Here is a 19,709-nt window from a genome sequence, read left to right as displayed (position 1 = left end):
CGTGCCGGGCACGGAGAGCAAACACCCGCCGACGCCCGGTTCCGCACAACCCTCGGCCCATAGCCTGTCCCGGCTTCCGCCGTTGCCGTTTGCGTCGTCACATCATCGCAGCACACATTCATGAGCACTCAGACTCGAGTTCATCCGACCAGCAACCAGGCCCTCCATCGGTGGGTCGAGGAAATGACGGCCCTCTGCCGCCCCGCATCCGTGCATTGGTGCGACGGCTCCGAGGAGGAATACGACCGCCTCTGCGACCAAATGGTCGAACAAGGATCGTTCATTCGCCTCAATCCCGAAAAACGCCCCGGCAGTTTCCTGTGTCGTTCCGATCCGAACGACGTCGCCCGCGTCGAGGACCGGACGTTCATCTGCAGCTCGCGCGAAGCCGACGCCGGCCCCACCAACAATTGGGCCGATCCGCGCGAAATGAAGGCGACGTTGCGAAAACTTTTCGACGGTTGCATGGCCGGCCGGACCATGTACGTCATTCCGTTCAGCATGGGCCCGCTCGGCTCCCCAATCGCCCAAATCGGGGTCGAAATCTCGGACTCCCCCTATGTCGTCTGCAACATGCGGATCACCACCCGCATCGGCGATCGGGTTCTCGAAGTCCTCGGCGATAAACCGTTTATCCCGTGTGTTCATTCCGTCGGCAAACCACTCCAACCCGGTGAAAAAGATGTTCCCTGGCCCTGCAATGCCAACCAGAAATACATCGTTCATTTCCCCGAGGAACGGGCGATCTGGTCGTTCGGCAGCGGTTACGGCGGCAATGCCTTGCTCGGCAAAAAGTGCCTCGCCCTCCGGATCGCCTCCTGCATGGCCCGCGACGAAGGGTGGATGGCCGAGCACATGCTCATCCTCGGCGCGGAATCCCCCGAAGGCGAGAAAACCTACCTCGCCGCCGCTTTCCCCAGCGCCTGCGGCAAAACCAACTTCGCGATGATCGTACCCCCGCCGGAATTTTCCGATTGGAAAATCACCACCGTCGGCGACGACATCGCCTGGATCAAACCGGGCTCCAACGGCCACCTTTACGCGATTAATCCGGAAGCCGGTTTCTTCGGAGTCGCCCCCGGCACTTCGGCCAAAACCAATCCGAACGCGATGGCCACGATCAGCCGGAACACCATTTTCACCAATGTCGCCCTCACCCCCGACGGCGACGTCTGGTGGGAAGGGATGACCAAAAAACCGCCGGAAAAACTGACCGATTGGCGGGGCGAGCCCTGGACTCCCGATTGCGGCCGGACCGCCGCCCACCCGAACGCCCGCTTCACCGCCCCCGCCTCCCAATGTCCGACCATCGACCCCGATTGGGAAAAGCCGGAAGGGGTCCGGATCAGCGCCTTCATTTTCGGCGGACGGCGGAGCGGCACCGTCCCGCTCGTTTTCCAAACCTTCAATTGGCCGCACGGCGTCTACATGGCCTCCACCCTCGGCTCGGAAACCACCGCCGCCGCCGTCGGCGAGGTCGGCAAAGTCCGCCGCGACCCGATGGCGATGTTGCCGTTTTGCGGATACCACATGGCCGATTATTTCGACCATTGGCTCGATGTCGGGGCCAACCTTCCCAATCCCCCCCGGATCTTCATCGTAAACTGGTTCCGGACCGACGAAGAGGGCAACTTCCTCTGGCCCGGGTTTGGCCAGAACATGCGCGTCCTGAAATGGGTCGTCGAACGCGCCCATTCCAAACGCTACGCGATCGAAAGCCCGCTCGGCTGGATGCCGCGTTACCAGGACATCGATTGGCGGGGGTTGGAAGACGTCTCGTTCAAGGATTTTCAGGAACTGATGTCGATCAACCGCGAACATTGGAAGCATGAGGCGCAGCTCCAGAGCAATCTCTTCATGAGCCTTTACAATCGTCTCCCTCGCGAATTCCTTTACGAACGGGAACTCCTCCTTTCCCGCCTCTGGCGCAAGCCCGGCACCTGGCGTCCCTCGATCGAAGTTTTGGAATAAGTTCGGAGGGAGCCCTTTCATCACGAACCGACAGCCACCGCCCGTTTTTTTGTTTATTCTTCCCTGGGGCGGTGGCAGACTCGGTCGCTATGAATTGCCACTTCACTCGCTTCCTGATCTGCCTTCTCATCGTATCCACTGGAACCGGGCTCGGAGCCGCCGTGGAATCGCTGCGGATTTCCAACAACCATCCGTTCGCGATCCGCGAAAGCCTTTCGTTCCCGCTCCCGGCTGAATTGGCCGATCACGATGGGCGGATTCTCGCCGTCTCCCACTCCGTGACCGGCGGCACCGTCGAAGCTCATTACTTGCCGGTCCAACTCGCTCCCGCCCACAACTCGCAACCAGCGAAGGGATGGATCGACGCCCAACTTCGCCCGGGGGAATCGCGCACCTATACTTTTCAAACCATCGGCGGAAGCGCTGGTCAGCCCCCCTCGCCCGTCCAAGTCACTCGATCGTTTCCCAGCGGACTCCCCCAAACCGTTGAGTGGACCGCCGAAACCCGGACCGATCTTTTCGACGTGGCTTGGACAAGACCTTCGCCGGAAAACACCGCTCCATCCGGCGAGCTTTCCTCGATCCGATTCGAACCAACCGGCGAATCCCACGGCGTGGTGAAAAGTGAACTTCGGTTCCGTTCCGTTTCCAACCCGGAAGGAGCCCCGGCGATCGAGATCCGTTACCATCTCTACACTTCCGGCATCACTGATATCGAAATCAATATCGATGAATCCGCATCCGGAGAGTCCCGCCTCGGCTTGGCCAAGATCGTGACCGCTCCCGAAGGTGCGGCCACCGTCCGCCGAAACGGAAGTATCGAGCCAATCGATACGTCCCTCGACGGTCGCTCCAGTTGGTTTGCCTGGCAAACGGACGGGGCAAACGGCAGCCAGGCGATTCTTCCGCGGAACCAGGTGGCTGGAGAACAGGTTTTCCAGCGCGAGTCGGATTGGTTGCTCGTCGCTTCGACCGCCGGGGTTTACCGCATTCTCCCCGCCAAGCCCCGGACGCCCGCGGAGGTCGACCAAGCTTTCGTTGCCTTCGCCGGATATCGGGAGCAACGGCAAACCGCAGACGAACTCCACGTCAGTTTTGGCGTTCCCGGCGTCCGGTTCGGAGCCAACCTTCCTCTCCCCGGCACCGGAGATGCCTCCCTCGACGATTTCCAGCGAAACCTCCGAATCACCAACGCCCTCGGGCTCGAATGGATCCGGCTCACCGATGTTGACTCTTCGATCACTTCCGATTCCGCCATTCAGTCTCTCGAAACCGCCCTCGACACCATTCGCGATAGCGGCCTCAAGACCATGCTCTCCCTCGCTATGAGCCGATCCGAGGCCGAAGCCATCCTCGAACGTCTCGGCGACCGGGTCGGGCTTTACGAACTCGCGGACGACGACAACGATGCACCCCTGACCCAATCGCTGCATTTGGCTCCCGAGGATTCGCTCGATTCCCTCAAAGACGCCGTCCTCGCCTTGGCCCTCGGGGCGCGAAAGGAAAATCGTCAGCCGGTCGTCATCTCCTTCGACCCCGGATTCGACGCGGAGCAATCCGACGAGGAACAGGCCAATCGCCTATTCCAGGCCTATGAAACCGTGTTATCGCAAGGCAGCCTCGGCCTGGTTTTTCACCACGCTTTCGCCGAATCATCCAACGGAGCCGACCCGATCCCCGCTCTGATCCGAGCCGACGGCACTCCGACCATCAAAGCCCAAGCCTTTCACGAACTGATTCGTCGCCACAGCTCTGCCGATCATCCCTCCAAACAACTCCAAATTCGGATGCCGGTCGTTTCGCTCCCACCGGGAGTCACCCGGACTGTCCAGGTCACCTTCACCAATCCCGGCACCCGTCCGTTGGAGATCACCACCGCGCTCCGACTTCCCCCCGGTTTGACCGGCGACGATTCCGAAACCACCTTCACCTTGCGCCCGCGGCAATCGCATACCATCGAGCGCCGCATTTCGGCCGGAGCGGAGGTCGAGCCAGGAACGTATCACTTTTTTGAGGACGCCCGCTTCGGGGAAGTCGTCCGGACCGGCTGGGGTTACGCCATCCGCCGCTAACCTCCCGAAGTTCATTCGCCCGCCCGGTCGACGGTTACTTCTCCAAAGTGATCCCGTGCGGGCGCCCCGCATTTTCCGCCGAGTGATCGATGGATAGGACGGTCACGCGATCCCCTTGCCGAACTTCCACTCGATACTCTCCGAAATGACCGCGGATCTGCCAGCGGCCATCGTCGCCGACGGTTCCTCCGCCGCGGGTGCGCCAGGTTTCAGTGACGAGTTCGCGCCAGGCCGCCCCATTCGGTTTCTCCGACCAATCGCGGCGGTAGAGGGCTTTCCGGGGAACGTAAATTTGCCCTTCCCAGAAACCCCAGATTTGCACCCCCACCACCGAAGGGTGGCTGTACATCGCGATTAAAAAGTCGCGGGTATACGCTCCCTGCATCTCCTCATCTTCGGTGTTAACGTCGAACTCGGTGATGCGGACATCGAGCCCGAGGTTTCGTTGGTAACGGTCGAGCGTCTCCAGAACCCGTTCCGGCGGAGTTGGCAATCCGCCCATGTGCGCCTGCAACCCAAGCCCGTCGACCCGGGCCCCGTTTTCGATCAAGAACCGCGCCGTCTCCTCGAAATGGGCGACGTGGTCGGCGTCAGCAACTTGGTCGTGATTCCCCCAGTCGTTGAGATACAACGGGATTTCCGGAGCGTACCGTTCCGCTTGTTTCCAAATATCCACCAGGATGCCACGGCCAAACGTATCCATCAGATCATGATGATTGTAGGGTTCATTGATGACGTCCCATTCGACGAGCAGCCCGTCGGTGATCGTCAGCATGTCGCGGATATGATCCATCACCTCATCGACAATCCGATGCTCCTCCGGCGTCCCCTGCAACGCCGCGAGACCGCGCGGCATCATCCGCCAACTCGGCCAAACCAGCACATGCCCCCGCGTCCGCAATCCTTCGTCCTTCATCCAGCGAAGTGCCGCCAGAGTTTGATTGTTGTCGTAAACGCCGTCCCGCCAATAAGGCCATTTCAATTCGTTTTCGGGACTCCCGGCGTTGAAGAGTTGGGTCATTTTCCGTCGATAAATTTCATCGTCAGCGGTCTCTCCCATGATCCGCGAGGCACGAAAGCAAGTGCCGAAATCGAACTGACTATTCACCATTCGCACCGTCACTTCGGCCCCATCCACCGGGGCGCCGTCGACCGAAACAACTTCCACCACCAGGTCGCCGGTCCGGATCCGTTCGATCCGCTCCAAAGCCTCCTTCCGCCACCGCGCATCCGGTTCATCCCCGGCGTAGCGGGTCCGGGCCCGGGGAAGATCCGCCACATCGACGCTTTTCCCATGCTGGATAAACCGAACCCCCGCGACATCCAAAATTTGCGCGCCGAAACCGAATTCGAGCAAGCCAAGGATCTCTCCGGCCGGATACGCTTGATTGAACTGAAACGGAACCGAAAACTCCCGCCATTCCCGGTCGGCGGAAAATTGGTTCAAAACAATCCGCGGCCAACTATTCGCCCGGTCTCGAACCACCACGCGGAAATGCCCCTGTCCGGTCTCGTCCGGCGACTGCAAGGTCCGCGCCCAGAAAACCACCTGACCGACGTCTCCCCTTTCCACCGCGAACGCCGATCCGCCGCCGATCGCCACGTCGAACGGTCGCACCGCCTCCCGCTGCACCTCGATCCGGTAGCCGCTCAGATCCCCCGCCGGTCCCAAACCGGATCGTCGCTGCACCGAAAACAGATCGGTCCGGCCCACCGGCTGGATCGTTTCGGCGGAAATGAAATCAGTCGCCGAGACCGAGGCCATACAATGGATTCCGGCGGCGAAAAAGATGGGCAAGACAAAATATCGGAGGAGTGCGTTCGTTTTCATCAGGTATTCGGCGAACGAAAGGGTTGCGCTTTCAATGGCAAATCAAACCGGTCTTCTTCACTGCGGCGAGTCGATCCATCGCTAGAAAGTTTTACTCGTTAAACATCCTCAATCACCCATTGGAGCCGATCGCACGGCCTTAGGTCACCGCGAAACGTCCAATTTCCAGCAGGGGGACGTCGGGGTCGATTCCGCGAACGGAACGAAACCCACCCACACCGGTCGGACCCGGGAAGAAGCGACGGAAGGCTCATTGGGCTTGGGCGGATGTCGCTGGAGTTTAACGAGTTTAACGCCGGTATTATTGCGCCGTCGCCGGTGGCGGGAGACGATATTCACATCAACTAAAACTTAGATCCGCCCATGAAATCAATTCCCAATCATTCCTCCCCGAACCGGGGGTTCACCTTGATCGAACTGCTGACCGTCATCGCCATCATTGGCATCCTCGCGGCCATCCTGATCCCGACCGTCGGACGGGTGCGCGACTCGGCCCGGGACACCCGCTGCCGGAGCAACTTGCGCCAGATCGGTCTCGCCGCCCACATCTACGCCAACGACCATGGTTTCCTGCCGGCGAGTCTTTCACCCGCGCCGGTCCGGCCATGGCCGCAGGAAATGCGCGAATATCTGGGTGGCACGAATCCGGAGTCGGCCGATTTCTGGCGCAACTCCGACGTCATCGTTTGCCCTTCCCGCACCATCGAATCGAATGATGGAAACCGTCCCTCCTATTCGGCCCATCCGAGGCTCATGCCCGATCTGCTGGAAAACTCCAGCCGTCCGCGCTGGAGCCCCGAGATGGTGGTCCGCCCGACCCAAGTGATTCTTTTTGGCGACGCCACCCAGCAGGCGCACGGCGGTTCCCACTCGAATTACTGGAGCATCAACCCCATGCGGGGCGACGGCTCTCCCGACAACGGAGATAACTACATCGACAGCGGTCCCGACACCGACGGCGGCAGCCCGGGCCATTTCCGCTTCCGCCACAATGGCCGGATGAACGCCGTTTTTGTCGACGGCCACGTCGACTCTTTCGAAAAGGGGCGCGTTCGCGAATTGAACGTCCGCTTGAATTACTAATCCCTCATCCCGACAACCCACCCGCATCGCCATGAACATCCCGACTCTTCGTCAGATTCGGTCGCTTCTTTTTGTCTCCGCGACCGCCGCCACCCTCGCTCTCCCCGCCGCCCAAGCCGATTTCACCTTGGTCGACGATTTCACCACCTATTCGACCGGACAGGTCCGCAACGTCGCCGCACCGTGGTTCGCCCACGGCAATACCGGCTTCGCCGAGATTCAAGCCGACGGCCCCCATCGCTTCCTCGGCTACGGCTGGACCGACGTCTTCCGGGGCGCCTCCCGCCCCTTGCCCGCAGGCACCGCGATCCAACCGGGTGAGCAAGCGACCTTCTTCATTCAGTTCCGAGCCGGGCCGTTCAACGCCGGATGGAGCGGCGGAGCGCAATTCGGCCTCGCCTTCAACCCCGACGCCGGCCAGGACACCCCGTTCGGCGCCTACCGCGTCCAAACGATCGTCAACCCGCACTCCGATCCCAATCTCCACCGGTTCAGCCTGCGCGACGGAGGTAATTTCTTCGACCTGACCACCTTGCGAAACGGCATGTGGTACAACCTTTGGTATGTCATCGACCGGACCGATGGGGACAAATTCCGGATCTATCTAGCCCCCGCGACCAGCCGGACCGCGACCGAGGCCGACCGCCTCAGTTACCAGCTCAACGGTCAAACCGTCGACACCTTCGCCTTCCGCACTGGCGGTTCCTCCTCCGACGCACTGAACCACTTCATGGCCCTCGGCCATGTCTCTCCCAACCTCGGGATGAAGATCGGCCACCTCGCCATCGATAACACCGGTGAAAATCTTGCCGCTCAAGGGACCGATTTCCATGGTTGGCAGGAGAATTACACCCCGTTGGCCTCAACCGACTTCCCCCTCGACTTCGGCACCGCCGGTGCCCAATCCGACGGTTCGGAACTCCTCCGCAACCGTCCGGCGAACTGGTCCCTCCAAGGCGACGCCCTCCGCCACACCCCAGGGAGTTCCTCCTATGTCTCAAGCACGGCCCTCGCCGAAGTCTCCGATTATCTCGATCGGCAGGATTTCACTGTTGAAGCCGATCTCACCCTCGCCAATTTCGTCCAACTCGGTGGAGCCCGGGCCGGCCTCGTGGTCCTCGCCGGCCCCCATGTTCCGTTCAACCAACCGTTCGAAAGCAACCTCGACACCGACTTCTACAGTTTGGTCTGGTTTCCCGAAGCGACATCCGGCAATTCCTTTATCCAGATCCGCCAAGGGTTCAATGGCGCCGAACTCGCCCACGCCGGATGGAATGGCCTTCATCCCGGCAAATACGGCAACCCGAACACCGGCGTGAACACCTCCGTGCCGTTCCGCCTGAAAGCCGAAGGAGTCTACGACGAAAGCGGCGGTCTTCGTTTGAGCTTCACTTTCACCGATCCCGAGAATCATTCCCAAACCATTTCCGCCAACATCGCGGCTCCCTACCAGGGTAATCTTTTCGGCTTCGGCTCCCGCTCCCAACGGGAACAGGACTCTCAAGCGGACCCCCTGTTCGACTTTCACAATCTCCACCTCACTCTCGGCGACGAACCCGGCGAAATCGTGCCTGATCCAGTTGTGCTCGCCCCGTTCGCCCGGAACTTCGGCTCCGGTGCCGGCCTGCACGACGGCAGCGATTTCCGCCGCAACCTCCCCGACCAATGGTCACTCGAAACCAACGCCTTACGTTTGCCCCCCTCCGGCACGGAGTTCGAAAACGCCCTCCTCACCACCCGGGTCGGCAATTTCTCCGCCGGCACCGACTTCTTCCTCCGCGCCAGATTGACCGTCAACAGTCTCGACGCCAACGAATCGGCCAATCGAGTCGGCATGGTCCTGTTCGGCAACTCCGATCTCCAGGATTTCGACGCCACCGACGATTCCGCCTTCTACACCTTCCAATGGCTTCCAACTTCCCCTGCCGGCGGGAGCCTGGTGGTTCGCCAAGGGATGGACGGCGCCGAAATCGCCCGCACCGATCTCGCCTCGCTCGCCCAACCTCCGGTTTTCGCCGCGGGCGGTACCTATTTCCTCCACTTCGAGGGACGTTACTCCTCCGAGGGTGATTTAAATTTTTCGGCCTATTTGCTCGATGGGAACCAACGGGAAGCCGAAGTAAGCGGCGTCATTTCCTCGCCTCCCTCCGGCAACCGGTTCGGGCTCGGCGCCCGCCATCGCCAGACAGAGAACGCCGTTTGGGATTTCCACGAATTCAGCTGGACCAACACCCCCGTCCTGCGCGGCCAAATTCTCGCGATCGCCGCCACCGCCGGACAAAACGCATCCGGCACGGCCGTCGCCAATGCGATCGGCAAGCGCCGGGCCGACGGGGAATTCCGCTGGTTCGCCGATGCCATCGTCGGCACCAATGGCGGTGAAGCCGAACGGGCCACCAACGCAACCTTCCTCCTTTTCGAATTGCCCGCCCGTCCGACCGGTGCCGAGATCCGCGATGCCATTCTCACCATCACCCGCGACGACCGGACCCGCGACCCCGGTGCGGCCAACGTCGATCTCTGGGGAGTCGGTTATCAAAGCGACCGGATCCTCTCTTCCGCCCATTGGCACGCCGGTGAAACCGACGACGCTCCCGGCGCCAACATTCCGGCGACCGTGAAGCTCCATAATAACCTGGTCACGCCGTCGACTCCCACTTCGCAGGCGGAATTCACCACCGCGGGAGTCCAATTCGACCTCGCCGACTTCCTCAACCACCTGTACGACCACGGTGCCCAACCCGGGGAATACGCGGTCCTCCGCCTCTCCTACGACGACGGCAACCTCGACCTCGGCGTCCTCCGCTACGCCTTCTTCCGTCCCGGAACCACCGCCGCTCCTCGACTGCAGGTCACCATGACTCCGTCCAGCGCTCCGGCGGGCGTCTCCTTCAGCGATTGGAAAACCTCCGAGTTTCTCCCCGAAGAATGGGACAACGAAGCCATCAGCGGATTGCTCGCCACACCCGCGGGCGACGGGATCACAAACCTGATGAAATACGCCTACGACCTTCCGGCCAAAACACCGGTTCGCGGGCAGGATCTGATCAGCCTCGACCATGTCGGCGGAGTCTTTTCCCTCACCTACACCGAACGGACCGACGCCTCCGACTTGGTTTATCTCGTCGAAGTTTCGGAAGACTTGATTCAATGGAACAGCGGCGGAGAGTTTGTGACCGAAACGGATCGCACCGGAGAAGGCATTCTCCAAAGCGTAACCGTTGAAGCGATCTCGACCGATGCCCCCCGCCAATTCATGCGCCTCCGGGTCCAGTTGATGGAGCCGTAAAAGAGAAAGCGACACTCCAGTCTCCGTCGTCGGATCACCGAGTGATCCGACGAATTTTCGCCTCAGAACCGCAGCTCCGCTCCACCAAAGGAGCGGAGCGCCGACCTCCACTCACTGGCGTTCGGTAGGACTTGCCCCATCCGCCCGTCGCTTTCATGTTTATCTGACTGGCACTCAGCAATCATGAATCCGACTCTCGCAACCATCGCCGCCGAATTGGGTGTTTCCAAAGCCACGGTCTCCATGGCCCTTCGCGGCAGCAACCGTATCTCCAACGAGATGCGCGAACGGGTGCGCGAAACCGCCGAACGCCTTGGCTACCGGCCGAACCCAATGGTTTCCGCCTTGATGACCAGCCTTCGGGGGAGCCAACCCCAAATCAGCCAACCGACCCTCTGCTTTCTCACCTGCTTCCCCGAACGGGACGGATGGAAACGTTTCCCAACCTTCGTCCAATGTTTCGAGGGCATCCAGAAACGGGCCGAACAACTCGGTTACCGGGTGGAAACCCATTGGCACGGCGAAGTGAACGCGTCCGGCGGTCGCCTCACTCAGATCCTCGAGTCACGGGGAATTCCAGGGGTGATCATCGCCCCCCTTCCTTCCCCCGGATATCGTTTCGATCTCGACTGGAGCCGGTTTTCCACCGTGGCCATCGCCCACACGTTCACCAGTTTCGCCGCCCACCGGGTCAGCAACAACCAGTTCCTCACCATCTCCGAAGCGATGCAACAGGCTCTCGACCGCGGCTACACCCGCCCGGGCCTCGCCATGGCCAAAGAAGTTTCCGACCGCGTCAAAAACGTCTGGCTCGCCGGCTTCTATGTCTTTCAGGTGACCCATGAGACCTTGGCCCCGGTCAAGCCCCTCCTGAGCGATCGATTTTCCGAAGAGCGCTTCCGGACATGGATCGGGGAGGAGCGCCCCGACGTCATTATCACCACCGATGGCCGGGTTTTCGATTGGTTGCGCAACATGAACCTGCGAATGCCCGAGGACATCGGCTACATCCATCTCGACTGGACCCCGGAACGAGGCGACGTCGCCGGAATCGACCAAAAAACGTCCCGTCTCGGCTGCGCCGCCGTCGATCTCCTCGTCGAACAAATTTACAACAACGAACGAGGCATACCCGAAATGCCCAAAACCGTCCTCACCGACGGCCAATGGCGCGAAGGCCCCACGGTCCGCAGGCGGACCGCGCCCTAACCTGAATGATTCAGCGGATTATGCGAAAAAAAGGTTGAGATATTAGATAGACCCCGTCCGAAAAGGGTTGGCGTTCGCCGAATCGGCTCCGCTACACACCCCACCGCTCTGGCGAGCGGTCCCCCGGCGCGAGGGGGGAACTTCCTGTACGCTGATCCCCTCTTGAGAGGGGGGGACCGCCTGAAGGCGGAACTCCAACAAATCGGCCAGCTGAAGCCCTACGGACAACAAAACGGTCCGGACCACTCATCCGGTTTGCTTAACGGGTCATGCAGTGATATTGTCGACCCGCTTCCGGCCGTTTTTGAAGATTCTTCCATGCTTATTCCAATCCGTCTCTCATCCCTCTTCGCCTTTATCCTTCCCATTCTCTTTTTCGGCTCCGTGCACGCGGGTCAGAAAGTGCCGCCTGGCCAACCCCTGGTCGGGGAGAACGCCGGAAGTCGTTTCGTCGCCAGTGGGGATTCCTCCCGCTACAAGCTTTCCCACAATCCTCGGGGGGGACCGAACAACCGCGGCTCCTGGACCATCGCGACCCTCAAAGACACCTCCCCGTCCTGGGGTATCGCCTGGACCGCGCCGACTGCGGTCGCGGTCACCCGCGACGACTTGGCATTGGTCCGCTTCACCGCCCGCGCCACCCACACCACCCATGAAACCGGCTCGGCCCAACTTCGGGTGGTCGTGCAACAAAGCGGCGGTTCCTACGCCAAAGCGGCCAATCGCAATTTCTCCATCGGCCGCGACTGGGAAACGTTCTACCTTCCCGCCCGCTTCCCCGGTGACTACGGCCCCGGCCGGGCCGAGGTCGCCTTCGGTTTCGGTTTCTCCGAACAGACAGTCGAAATCGCCGACATCGAGACGGTTTATTACGGAAAACGACTCTCGTTGGCCGACCTTCCCGCGACCCGCCCCAGTTACCTCGGCCGAGAGCCGAACGCACCTTGGCGGAAGGCCGCACTCGAACGGATCGAGCGTTACCGCAAAGGTGATCTCGACGTCCGGATCGTCGACGCGCAAGGAAACCCTGTTTCCAACGCCCAAATCGAGCTTCGCCAAACCCGTTCCGCCTTCGAAATCGGCACCGCCATCAACCCGAGCCTCCTCCTCGGCGACGGCCCCAACGCCGAACCGTACCGCCGCCATGTCTTGAAACTTTTCAACGCCGGCAGCCCGGAGAACGATTTGAAGTGGCCCTTTTGGGCCGGCGAACGTGGAGGCGACCGTCAGGACCGAACCTTCGCCGCTCTCCGGTGGATGCAAGAAAACGATCTCACCATCCGGGGCCACGTCCTGGTCTGGCCCGGACCCCGCTTCCTGCCGACCGCGATCACCGGACTGCGCGGCACGCCGCGTGAAAAGGAGATTCCCCAGTTGGTCCTCCAACACATCGACGAGATCACCACCGCCACCCGGGATTACATTTCGGAATGGGACGTGATCAACGAGCCCTATAACAACCATCTGCTGATGGATATGTTCGGCGATAAAATCATGGTCGACTGGTTCAAGGCGGCCCGACGCAATCTCCCCGACGTCCCCCTTTTCCTGAACGACTGGGGGAACCACAACATCGTCGCCGACGCCCCCCATGTCGCCCATTTCGTCAACACCGCCCGTTTCCTCCGTGACAATGGAGCCGACATCAACGGCCTCGGCCTCCAGGGGCACATTGGCGAAAATGCCACGCCCCCGGAAAATCTCCTCCAAACCCTCGACCACTACCAACGGGAACTCGGGCTGGCGGTCCGGATCACCGAATTCGATATCACCACCACCGATGAGCAAATGCAAGCCGACTATACCCGCGATTTTCTGATCGCCGCCTACAGTCATCCCACCGTGGTCGGCGTTCAGTTCTGGGGCTTTTGGGAAGGAGCCCACTGGCGTCCGGATGCCGCCCTGTATCGCCAGGATTGGACCGAAAAACCCAATGGCCGCGTACTGCGGGAATTGGTGCAGGAAACCTGGCACACGAACGAATCCGGGGCCAGCGACCGGACCGGCCGGTGGCAGGCCCGCGGATTCCACGGCGAATATGAGTTGGTCGTGAAACAGGGCAATCGGGTCGTTGCCACCCAAACCTTCACTCACGCCGGCGAATCGACGCCCGTGACCGTTACCCTCCGATGAAGCCCAAACCACTCTCCTTCTCCAATGGTTTCGTCTGGGGTACCGCCACTGCCGCCGCCCAGATCGAAGGGGCGGCGTTCACTGACGGCAAAGGCGAGTCGATCTGGGACCGGTTCGCTCGTCTCCCGGGCAAGGTTCTGAACGGCGACACCCTCGATGTCGCTTGTGATCATTACCATCGCTACGAAGACGACTTCGCGCTGTTAAAAAAACTCGGCCTGCGCCATTACCGCCTTTCCATCGCCTGGCCCCGTATTTATCCAGCGGGCGACGGACCTCTCAACCAAGCCGGTCTCGATTTTTACAACCGGCTGATCGATTCCGCCCTCGTCCACGGATTGACTCCATGGGTGACTCTCTTCCACTGGGATTTGCCCCAAGCCCTCGAAGACCGGGGCGGTTGGAGAAACCGATTGGTGGTCGAAGCCTTTTCCACGTATGCGGACACCGTCGTCAAGGCCTTGGGAGACCGGGTCAAAAACTGGATCACCTTGAACGAGATCCGCTGCTTCACGGAACTCGCCTACGGTCCGCGAAGCCGCAAAGCCCCCGGCGCCCAGGAATCGACCAAAGTCCTCAACCAAATCAACCATCACGCCCTCCTTTGCCACGGGGCGGCGGTCCGCGCCGTCCGCGAATTCGGCGGCCCGGGAGCCCGGGTCGGCCTAACCGACAACGCCGACGTCGCCATTCCGGTCACTGAAACCGAATCCGATATCGCCGCAGCCCGCGCCTGGTTCGGCTGCCGCAACGGCCACATTCTGGCCCCCGTCATGACCGGGGCCTATTCCACTGAGTTCTTGGACCGAAGCGGCTCCGACCGGCCGGAAATCCGCGACGGCGACCTCGAATCGATCGGCCAACCGACCGACTTTCTCGGGTTGAACATCTACACCGGCGCCTTCGTGCGCGCCGGGAAAGGAGGGTCGGCCTGGGAGCAATTGAAGCTTCCGACCGATTATCCCCGGACCACCTGCACTTGGCTGAACATCGTTCCCCAAGCGCTCTATTGGGGGCCCCGCCTCGCGGCGGAAGTCTACGGCGCCCGGGAGATTTACATCACGGAAAACGGCTGCGGTTACGACGACGAACCGGTGGTCGACGGAGAAGTCCACGATCTCCACCGCCGCGATTTCGTCCGAAACTATCTCCGCGAACTCCACCGCGCGATCGGCGACGGTGTTCCGGTCAATGGCTATTTCCTCTGGTCATTCATGGACAACTACGAATGGCAGGATGGATACACCCGCCGCTTCGGCATCGTCCACGTCGATTACACCACCCAACGGCGCACCCCCAAACTCTCCGCCGACTGGTATTCCACCGTCGCCACGGAGAACCGGTTGGTCTGACCCCGCCGTAGTCGAGTTGGCTCCGCCGCCCGACCGAACATGGTCTCGCGGCCCGCAGACCTGGGAGACCGACGTTCGTTCTTCGTGCTCCCACCAACCCCGCGACATTGAGACGATCGCGACAAGAGGTCGATCGCCTGTTAGAGCGATTCTCAAAAGTTTTCTGAAATTGCGCTGGGAGGGCTAGCGCGAAGACCGGCTGAAGCCAGGACTCCAACCTTGAACGGCTTGTCAGGTTGGAGTCCCGCATTTATGCGGTCTTCACAGAACGGGAGTCCCCCGGGAGAAGTATATTGGAAACCGAGATTCATCGACGGGATTTAGGGGATTTTCGAGAATCGCTATATATTGCACGGCGGAGGTCAATTCCGCAGTGCATTTCGCGGGACCACTTCGGCCAGGCCGCATACGGAGAGAGCGCCAGGGACGCAAACGCCGCTAAAATCGAATGAGTTCCGACAAATTCTGTAGGATTCCCCAAACTGGCATCAAACCGGCTTTGTGCGGGGGTCCCGCAAATCCTCCCTGGATCCGGGACATGGGCGCTAATTTTGCCCGTCATCCATTAATCATCCATGAGAATCATTCTTTTCTATCAATCCCTCCTCTCTGACTGGAGCCACGGCAACGCCCATTTCCTCCGCGGATATGCCCGCGAATTACAGGAAAGGGGCCATGAGGTGATCGTTTACGAACCGACCCGTGACGATGCCGCCGGACCCGAAGCCGCCATCGCGCCCTTTGAGGAGATCGATTCCGGCCTGATGCACGTCGCCTACCATCCCGGGACCCTCGATCTGGGCCGGGTGTTGGCCGGCGCCGATTTGGCGATCGTCCACGAACTCAACGAGCGGGAGTTGATCGCCCGCATCGGCGACTACCGTTCGCACCATGCCACCTTCCGCCTTCTGTTCCATGACACTTACCACCGCTCGCACACGGATCCCGAAAGCCTGGCGTTGTGCGATCTGCGGCACTACGACGGAGTCTTGGCGGGCGGCGATGCGATCCGGGAAATCTACCTGGAACGAGGATGGGCCCGCCAAGCCTGGACTTGGCACGAAGCGGCGGATACGCGTATCTTTTATCCCCGCGCCCGCGAATCCCTGGAAGGAGATTTAGTCTGGCTTGGCAATTGGAGCGAAAAGGAGCGATCCGCCGAACTCCGGGAGTTTTTCCTCGAACCGGTCGCGGCCACCGGTGTCCGCGCCCGGGCTTACGGGAGTCGGTTTCCCGAACGGGCTCGCCGCGCCCTTGACAGTGCCGGAATCGAGTATGGAGGATGGTTGCCCTACTTCCGCACACCCGACGTATTCGCGCGCTTCTGCGCCACCGTCCATATTCCGCGGCGTCCCTACATCGAGAATCTTCCGGGCATTCCAACGATCCGTCTATTTGAGGGATTGGCTTGCGGTATCCCAGTGATTTCCGCGCCGTGGGAGGACCGCGAAAATCTGTTCAACAAAGACGATTTCCTGGTCGCCCGGGATGGCCGACAAATGAAAGAGCATCTCTGGACCGTTCTAAACGAACCGGATTTCGCGACCTCGCTGGCACAAGCGGGATGGCGGACTATTGAGGAACGTCACACCTGCGCCCACCGGGTCGACCAATTATTGCAAATTTGCGACGACGCACTCCGTTTGCCGGCCTTCCGACCCGCGCTCCAGGCGGCCCGCTGAGGTCCGAATAGCCGCGAAAAAGCACAAAATACGCAAAAAGCATGAGATAACTCATGAGAGGCCGTTTGCGCCTTTTGTGCCTTCTCGCGCCTAAGAGAATCTCGCGCTTCTTTGCGGCTATCAACTGGTTCAGCGGTAGCGGCTGAGTTCTTCGCGGACTTCTTCGAAAGCCTCTATGAGCTCGGGCAGGAGGCCCCGCGCTTCGTGGAGGTCGTTTCGTTTGCCGGCTTGCTCGACGCGAAACGCGAGATTCACCAGTCGACGGGCTCCGAAATTGCTGCTCCCGCCTTTCACACTATGGGCGGCCCGTTCCAGATCGGAGGCATTACCCGCCGTGAGAGCCGTTCCCACCGTCGCAATTTGTTCGGCGCACTCGTCCAGATACATTGAGATCAAGTCACCCAACAATCGATCGTCTTCGGGATCGAGTTCGCGAAGGCGGGCGATGGATTCGGGGTTCACCGCCCTCTCTTTGGCCAGGTCCAGAGACTCGATAGGTGGGAGTGATTTCATCGACCGCAGTCTACCTTTTCTGCCCGTCGGCAACAATAAGGACGATTCCTCATTTCCCCAAACGACTCTTCCTCAGTGACTCCGATCCCCCGGCCGGAGGACTTACAAGGTCAGGATCATGGTCGCGATTCCAAAATAAATGAATAATCCGATCGCATCCATCATCGAAGTGATCAGCGGACTGCTCGCCACCGCCGGGTCGAACTTGAACCGGGCCAGGGTGAACGGCAGGAGGACCCCGATAAGATTGGCCACAATCACGATCGAAACCATCGCCAAACCAACCACCAACCCTATCTCGAAGCCCCCGCGGAAAGTTCCCAAGGCATAAGTGAGGATTCCGGTGGTAGCTCCCAGGAATAATCCGACCAGCAATTCCTTCGAGAATGCCCGACGCCACCGGGTCAGGTTCAAATCGCCCGTCGCCAACGCCCGGACCATTAGCGTGGCCGATTGAGCTCCGGCGTTTCCACCGCTGGCGATCAACAACGGCATGAAAAAAGCCAACACGAAGAATTGTTGGATATATTCCTCGTAGTTGGCGATTATCTGCGCCGAAATCAGGTTCACGAAAATCAGGATGGTCAACCACCCCACCCGCTTCCGGTAGAGGAACCCGGGCATGGCGGCGCTGTAAGGCATTTCCAACGGAGCCACCGCCGCACTCAAGTGAAAGTCCTCGGTCGCCTCTTCCTGAGCCACGTCGAGAACGTCGTCCACCGTCACGATTCCGATCAGAATTCCTTGCGAGTCGACCACCGGAATCGCGAACAAATCGTACCGCTGGATCACTTGCACCGCCTTTTCCCGGTCGTCGAAGGCCGACAGGCTGATGAACGTATTATCCATGACCGACGCCACTTTTTCTTTGGGGTCGGCCATGATGAACCGTCGCAACCGGAGCGCGTCGAGGAGTCTCCCCGAGTCGTCGGTCACATAAATGATGTTGAACGTCTCCCGGTCTTTGCCGGTCTTCCGAATATGAGCCAAGGCCTCTTCGATCGTCATTTCGGCGCGGACGACGATGTAGTCCGGAGTCATCAGTCGGCCAACGCTCTCCTCCGGATACCCGAGCAACTGCCGGGCCTCCGCCAAATCCTCGGGCGACAACAAACGCATCAGCTTTTGCGTCACCTCGCCCGGCAATTCCTCCAGCAGGGCGGTCCGGTCGTCGGGACTCAGGTGGGCCAACAGGTGCCGGGTGTCCTCGTCGCTGAGTTCCTGCAGGAATCCATCCTGGTTTTCGTGTTCCAAGTGGGCGAATACGTTGGCCGCTCGCCGCCTCGGCAGGGACCGGAAGAACAACACCCGCTCCGGCTTCTCCAAATGCAACAAAAGATCGGCGACTTCAGGATCGGGCCAATCTTCGACGTACTCGCTCAGCTTCCGCCAGTTCCTGTTTTCCAGGTGTTGCTTGATCGTTTGGAGATTGGATGGCTCGTGCATGCTGTTCTGTCCTTTCCGAACGGAAAACCGAAGGGTGCCCCAGCGAAAACGGACCTTCCCGGAGGTGGCTGGCCCGACGCGAGTGATCACCCATTTTTTATTTAAAAGGAGCCGCCCAACAATGAGAAGCCCAAAACCGATGACCGTGAAATTCGAAAGCCTCCGAAGGGCGGGGGCGACTTTATTTCGGCCCGACGCGGAGTTGGCGAAGGGCTTCGTAAGCGGCGATCCCGACACTGGTCGAGAGGTTGAGCGAGCGCAGTTCCGTATTGTAACGGGGAATCGTCAGTCGAGCGTCATTGCCCATTTCCTGGTGGAGCCACTCCGGGCATCCGGCGGTCTCCTTGCCAAACAACAACCCGTCTCCGTCCCGATATTCCACATCCCAAAAATCGCGGGCTCCTTTCGTAGTGAAAAGCCAAATACGATCCGGCCCCACGCCGCTTTCCTTAAAGGCCCGCCAATCCGCATGGTGATGGACGTCGAGCGAATGCCAGTAATCCATCCCGCTTCGTTTAAGATGGCGGTCGGTGATGGTGAAACCGAGCGGATGAATCAAATGGAGTCGACAACGGGTAATCGCGCACAACCGCCCGATATTTCCGGTGTTCTGCGGGATTTCCGGTTCGAAGAGAATGATATGCAACATGACGGAAGGAAGAGGGATCGGAAAACCGGACAGCTTGACCGCCGCTCCGGCCGCCGGCAACTATTCTTCCTCCGCCGAACCGGAAAACGGTGGGGCGTCCAAGGGAAAAACCAATTTCAACCGCGTGACGATGTATCCTTGCAAGTCGCGGTCATCGGCGGCGGCCGCCCAGACTTTTTCCAAGTAGCGAAACGCCTCGTTTCGCGACGCACCGCCCCCCCTTCCATTCCCTCCCTCACGGGAGGTCGAGGCATGCTGCAATTCGTCTTCAATCCGCTTGGCCAAGGCAACCAAGGTTTCACTCGGCACCTTCCGCCGGGTCTCGATTTGACAAATGTAATTCTTCGAAACTTTCAGCAGGTCCCCTAAATCGGATTGAGTCAGGCCGTAAGTCTTTCGCAATCGCAGAAAGTCGTAATCTTCACTGGTCGAACCGTTCATTTGCTTTTTCATGCCATTCCTGGAATTGAATCCCTCTG

Annotated in this window: 13 protein-coding genes; 8 read left to right on the top strand and 5 right to left on the bottom strand. The window is 60.3% G+C overall.

All coding sequences use genetic code 11. The features are described from left to right. Positions 1-120 precede the first annotated feature (120 nt). The gene (locus tag ACWUI2_RS20510) at positions 121-1,971 is read left to right on the top strand and encodes a phosphoenolpyruvate carboxykinase (GTP) (protein WP_486984711.1); all 1,851 of its coding nucleotides are present in this window, start codon (positions 121-123) and stop codon (positions 1,969-1,971) included. Between the two features lie 89 nt (positions 1,972-2,060). After that, positions 2,061-4,043, top strand: coding sequence for a COG1470 family protein (locus ACWUI2_RS20505; protein WP_486984710.1), 1,983 nt, complete (start codon positions 2,061-2,063; stop codon positions 4,041-4,043). A 34-nt stretch (positions 4,044-4,077) separates the two neighbouring features. Here the strand turns inward: ACWUI2_RS20505 and ACWUI2_RS20500 are convergent, their stop codons facing one another. After that, positions 4,078-5,874, bottom strand: coding sequence for an endo-1,4-beta-xylanase (locus tag ACWUI2_RS20500; RefSeq protein ID WP_486984709.1), 1,797 nt, complete (start codon positions 5,872-5,874; stop codon positions 4,078-4,080). Positions 5,875-6,237: 363 nt separating this feature from the next. Between ACWUI2_RS20500 and ACWUI2_RS20495 the strand changes: the two genes are divergently transcribed. The 6 genes from ACWUI2_RS20495 to ACWUI2_RS20470 all read left to right on the top strand — a co-directional run bounded on the left by ACWUI2_RS20495 (position 6,238) and on the right by ACWUI2_RS20470 (position 16,622). Further along, complete coding sequence (locus tag ACWUI2_RS20495) at positions 6,238-6,957, top strand: DUF1559 family PulG-like putative transporter (protein WP_486984708.1); 720 nt, start codon at positions 6,238-6,240, stop codon at positions 6,955-6,957. 31 nt (positions 6,958-6,988) lie between these two features. Further along, positions 6,989-10,246, top strand: a complete 3,258-nt coding sequence (locus tag ACWUI2_RS20490; protein ID WP_486984707.1) for a hypothetical protein — start codon at positions 6,989-6,991, stop codon at positions 10,244-10,246. A gap of 183 nt (positions 10,247-10,429) precedes the next feature. Continuing rightward, positions 10,430-11,455: a LacI family DNA-binding transcriptional regulator gene (locus ACWUI2_RS20485; RefSeq protein ID WP_486984706.1), complete on the top strand. Its 1,026-nt coding sequence runs from the start codon at positions 10,430-10,432 to the stop codon at positions 11,453-11,455. 318 nt (positions 11,456-11,773) lie between these two features. Further along, the gene (locus ACWUI2_RS20480) at positions 11,774-13,588 is read left to right on the top strand and encodes an endo-1,4-beta-xylanase (RefSeq protein WP_486984705.1); all 1,815 of its coding nucleotides are present in this window, start codon (positions 11,774-11,776) and stop codon (positions 13,586-13,588) included. Then, complete coding sequence (locus tag ACWUI2_RS20475; protein ID WP_486984704.1) at positions 13,585-14,940, top strand: GH1 family beta-glucosidase; 1,356 nt, start codon at positions 13,585-13,587, stop codon at positions 14,938-14,940. The genes ACWUI2_RS20480 and ACWUI2_RS20475 overlap by 4 nt, the downstream gene beginning before the upstream one ends. A gap of 575 nt (positions 14,941-15,515) precedes the next feature. Continuing rightward, positions 15,516-16,622 carry a CgeB family protein gene (locus ACWUI2_RS20470; protein WP_486984703.1) on the top strand — a complete coding sequence of 369 codons (1,107 nt, stop codon included), beginning with the start codon at positions 15,516-15,518 and terminating at the stop codon, positions 16,620-16,622. 129 nt (positions 16,623-16,751) lie between these two features. Here ACWUI2_RS20470 and ACWUI2_RS20465 read toward each other — a convergent pair whose 3' ends face one another. The 4 genes from ACWUI2_RS20465 to ACWUI2_RS20450 form a co-directional block, all read right to left on the bottom strand. Beyond that, positions 16,752-17,135 (bottom strand): Hpt domain-containing protein, encoded by a 384-nt coding sequence (locus ACWUI2_RS20465; RefSeq protein ID WP_486984702.1) that lies wholly within the window; start codon positions 17,133-17,135, stop codon positions 16,752-16,754. A gap of 102 nt (positions 17,136-17,237) precedes the next feature. Beyond that, a complete protein-coding gene (gene mgtE, locus ACWUI2_RS20460) occupies positions 17,238-18,581 on the bottom strand; it encodes a magnesium transporter (RefSeq protein WP_486984701.1) in 1,344 nt (447 codons plus the stop codon). Between the two features lie 181 nt (positions 18,582-18,762). After that, complete coding sequence (locus ACWUI2_RS20455) at positions 18,763-19,230, bottom strand: tRNA (cytidine(34)-2'-O)-methyltransferase (protein WP_486984700.1); 468 nt, start codon at positions 19,228-19,230, stop codon at positions 18,763-18,765. Positions 19,231-19,290: 60 nt separating this feature from the next. Then, positions 19,291-19,683, bottom strand: coding sequence for a helix-turn-helix domain-containing protein (locus tag ACWUI2_RS20450; RefSeq protein WP_486984699.1), 393 nt, complete (start codon positions 19,681-19,683; stop codon positions 19,291-19,293). Between the last annotated feature and the right edge of the window lie 26 nt (positions 19,684-19,709).

This window comes from Verruconatronum alginivorum (assembly GCF_056590205.1).
Note: the sequence above shows the minus strand (reverse complement) of the source record. Positions and strands in the feature narration are given on the sequence as shown.

Excerpts from the sequence above, each read along its gene's own strand:
- ACWUI2_RS20475 (WP_486984704.1), top strand. The coding sequence starts at position 13,585 with ATGAAGCCCAAACCACTCTCCTTCTCCAATGGTTTCGTCTGGGGTACC.
- ACWUI2_RS20455 (WP_486984700.1), bottom strand. The coding sequence starts at position 19,230 with ATGTTGCATATCATTCTCTTCGAACCGGAAATCCCGCAGAACACCGGA.
- ACWUI2_RS20490 (WP_486984707.1), top strand. The coding sequence starts at position 6,989 with ATGAACATCCCGACTCTTCGTCAGATTCGGTCGCTTCTTTTTGTCTCC.
- ACWUI2_RS20495 (WP_486984708.1), top strand. The coding sequence starts at position 6,238 with ATGAAATCAATTCCCAATCATTCCTCCCCGAACCGGGGGTTCACCTTG.
- ACWUI2_RS20485 (WP_486984706.1), top strand. The coding sequence starts at position 10,430 with ATGAATCCGACTCTCGCAACCATCGCCGCCGAATTGGGTGTTTCCAAA.
- ACWUI2_RS20500 (WP_486984709.1), bottom strand. The coding sequence starts at position 5,874 with ATGAAAACGAACGCACTCCTCCGATATTTTGTCTTGCCCATCTTTTTC.
- ACWUI2_RS20465 (WP_486984702.1), bottom strand. The coding sequence starts at position 17,135 with ATGAAATCACTCCCACCTATCGAGTCTCTGGACCTGGCCAAAGAGAGG.
- ACWUI2_RS20470 (WP_486984703.1), top strand. The coding sequence starts at position 15,516 with ATGAGAATCATTCTTTTCTATCAATCCCTCCTCTCTGACTGGAGCCAC.
- ACWUI2_RS20480 (WP_486984705.1), top strand. The coding sequence starts at position 11,774 with ATGCTTATTCCAATCCGTCTCTCATCCCTCTTCGCCTTTATCCTTCCC.
- ACWUI2_RS20510 (WP_486984711.1), top strand. The coding sequence starts at position 121 with ATGAGCACTCAGACTCGAGTTCATCCGACCAGCAACCAGGCCCTCCAT.
- mgtE (WP_486984701.1), bottom strand. The coding sequence starts at position 18,581 with ATGCACGAGCCATCCAATCTCCAAACGATCAAGCAACACCTGGAAAAC.
- ACWUI2_RS20450 (WP_486984699.1), bottom strand. The coding sequence starts at position 19,683 with ATGAAAAAGCAAATGAACGGTTCGACCAGTGAAGATTACGACTTTCTG.
- ACWUI2_RS20505 (WP_486984710.1), top strand. The coding sequence starts at position 2,061 with ATGAATTGCCACTTCACTCGCTTCCTGATCTGCCTTCTCATCGTATCC.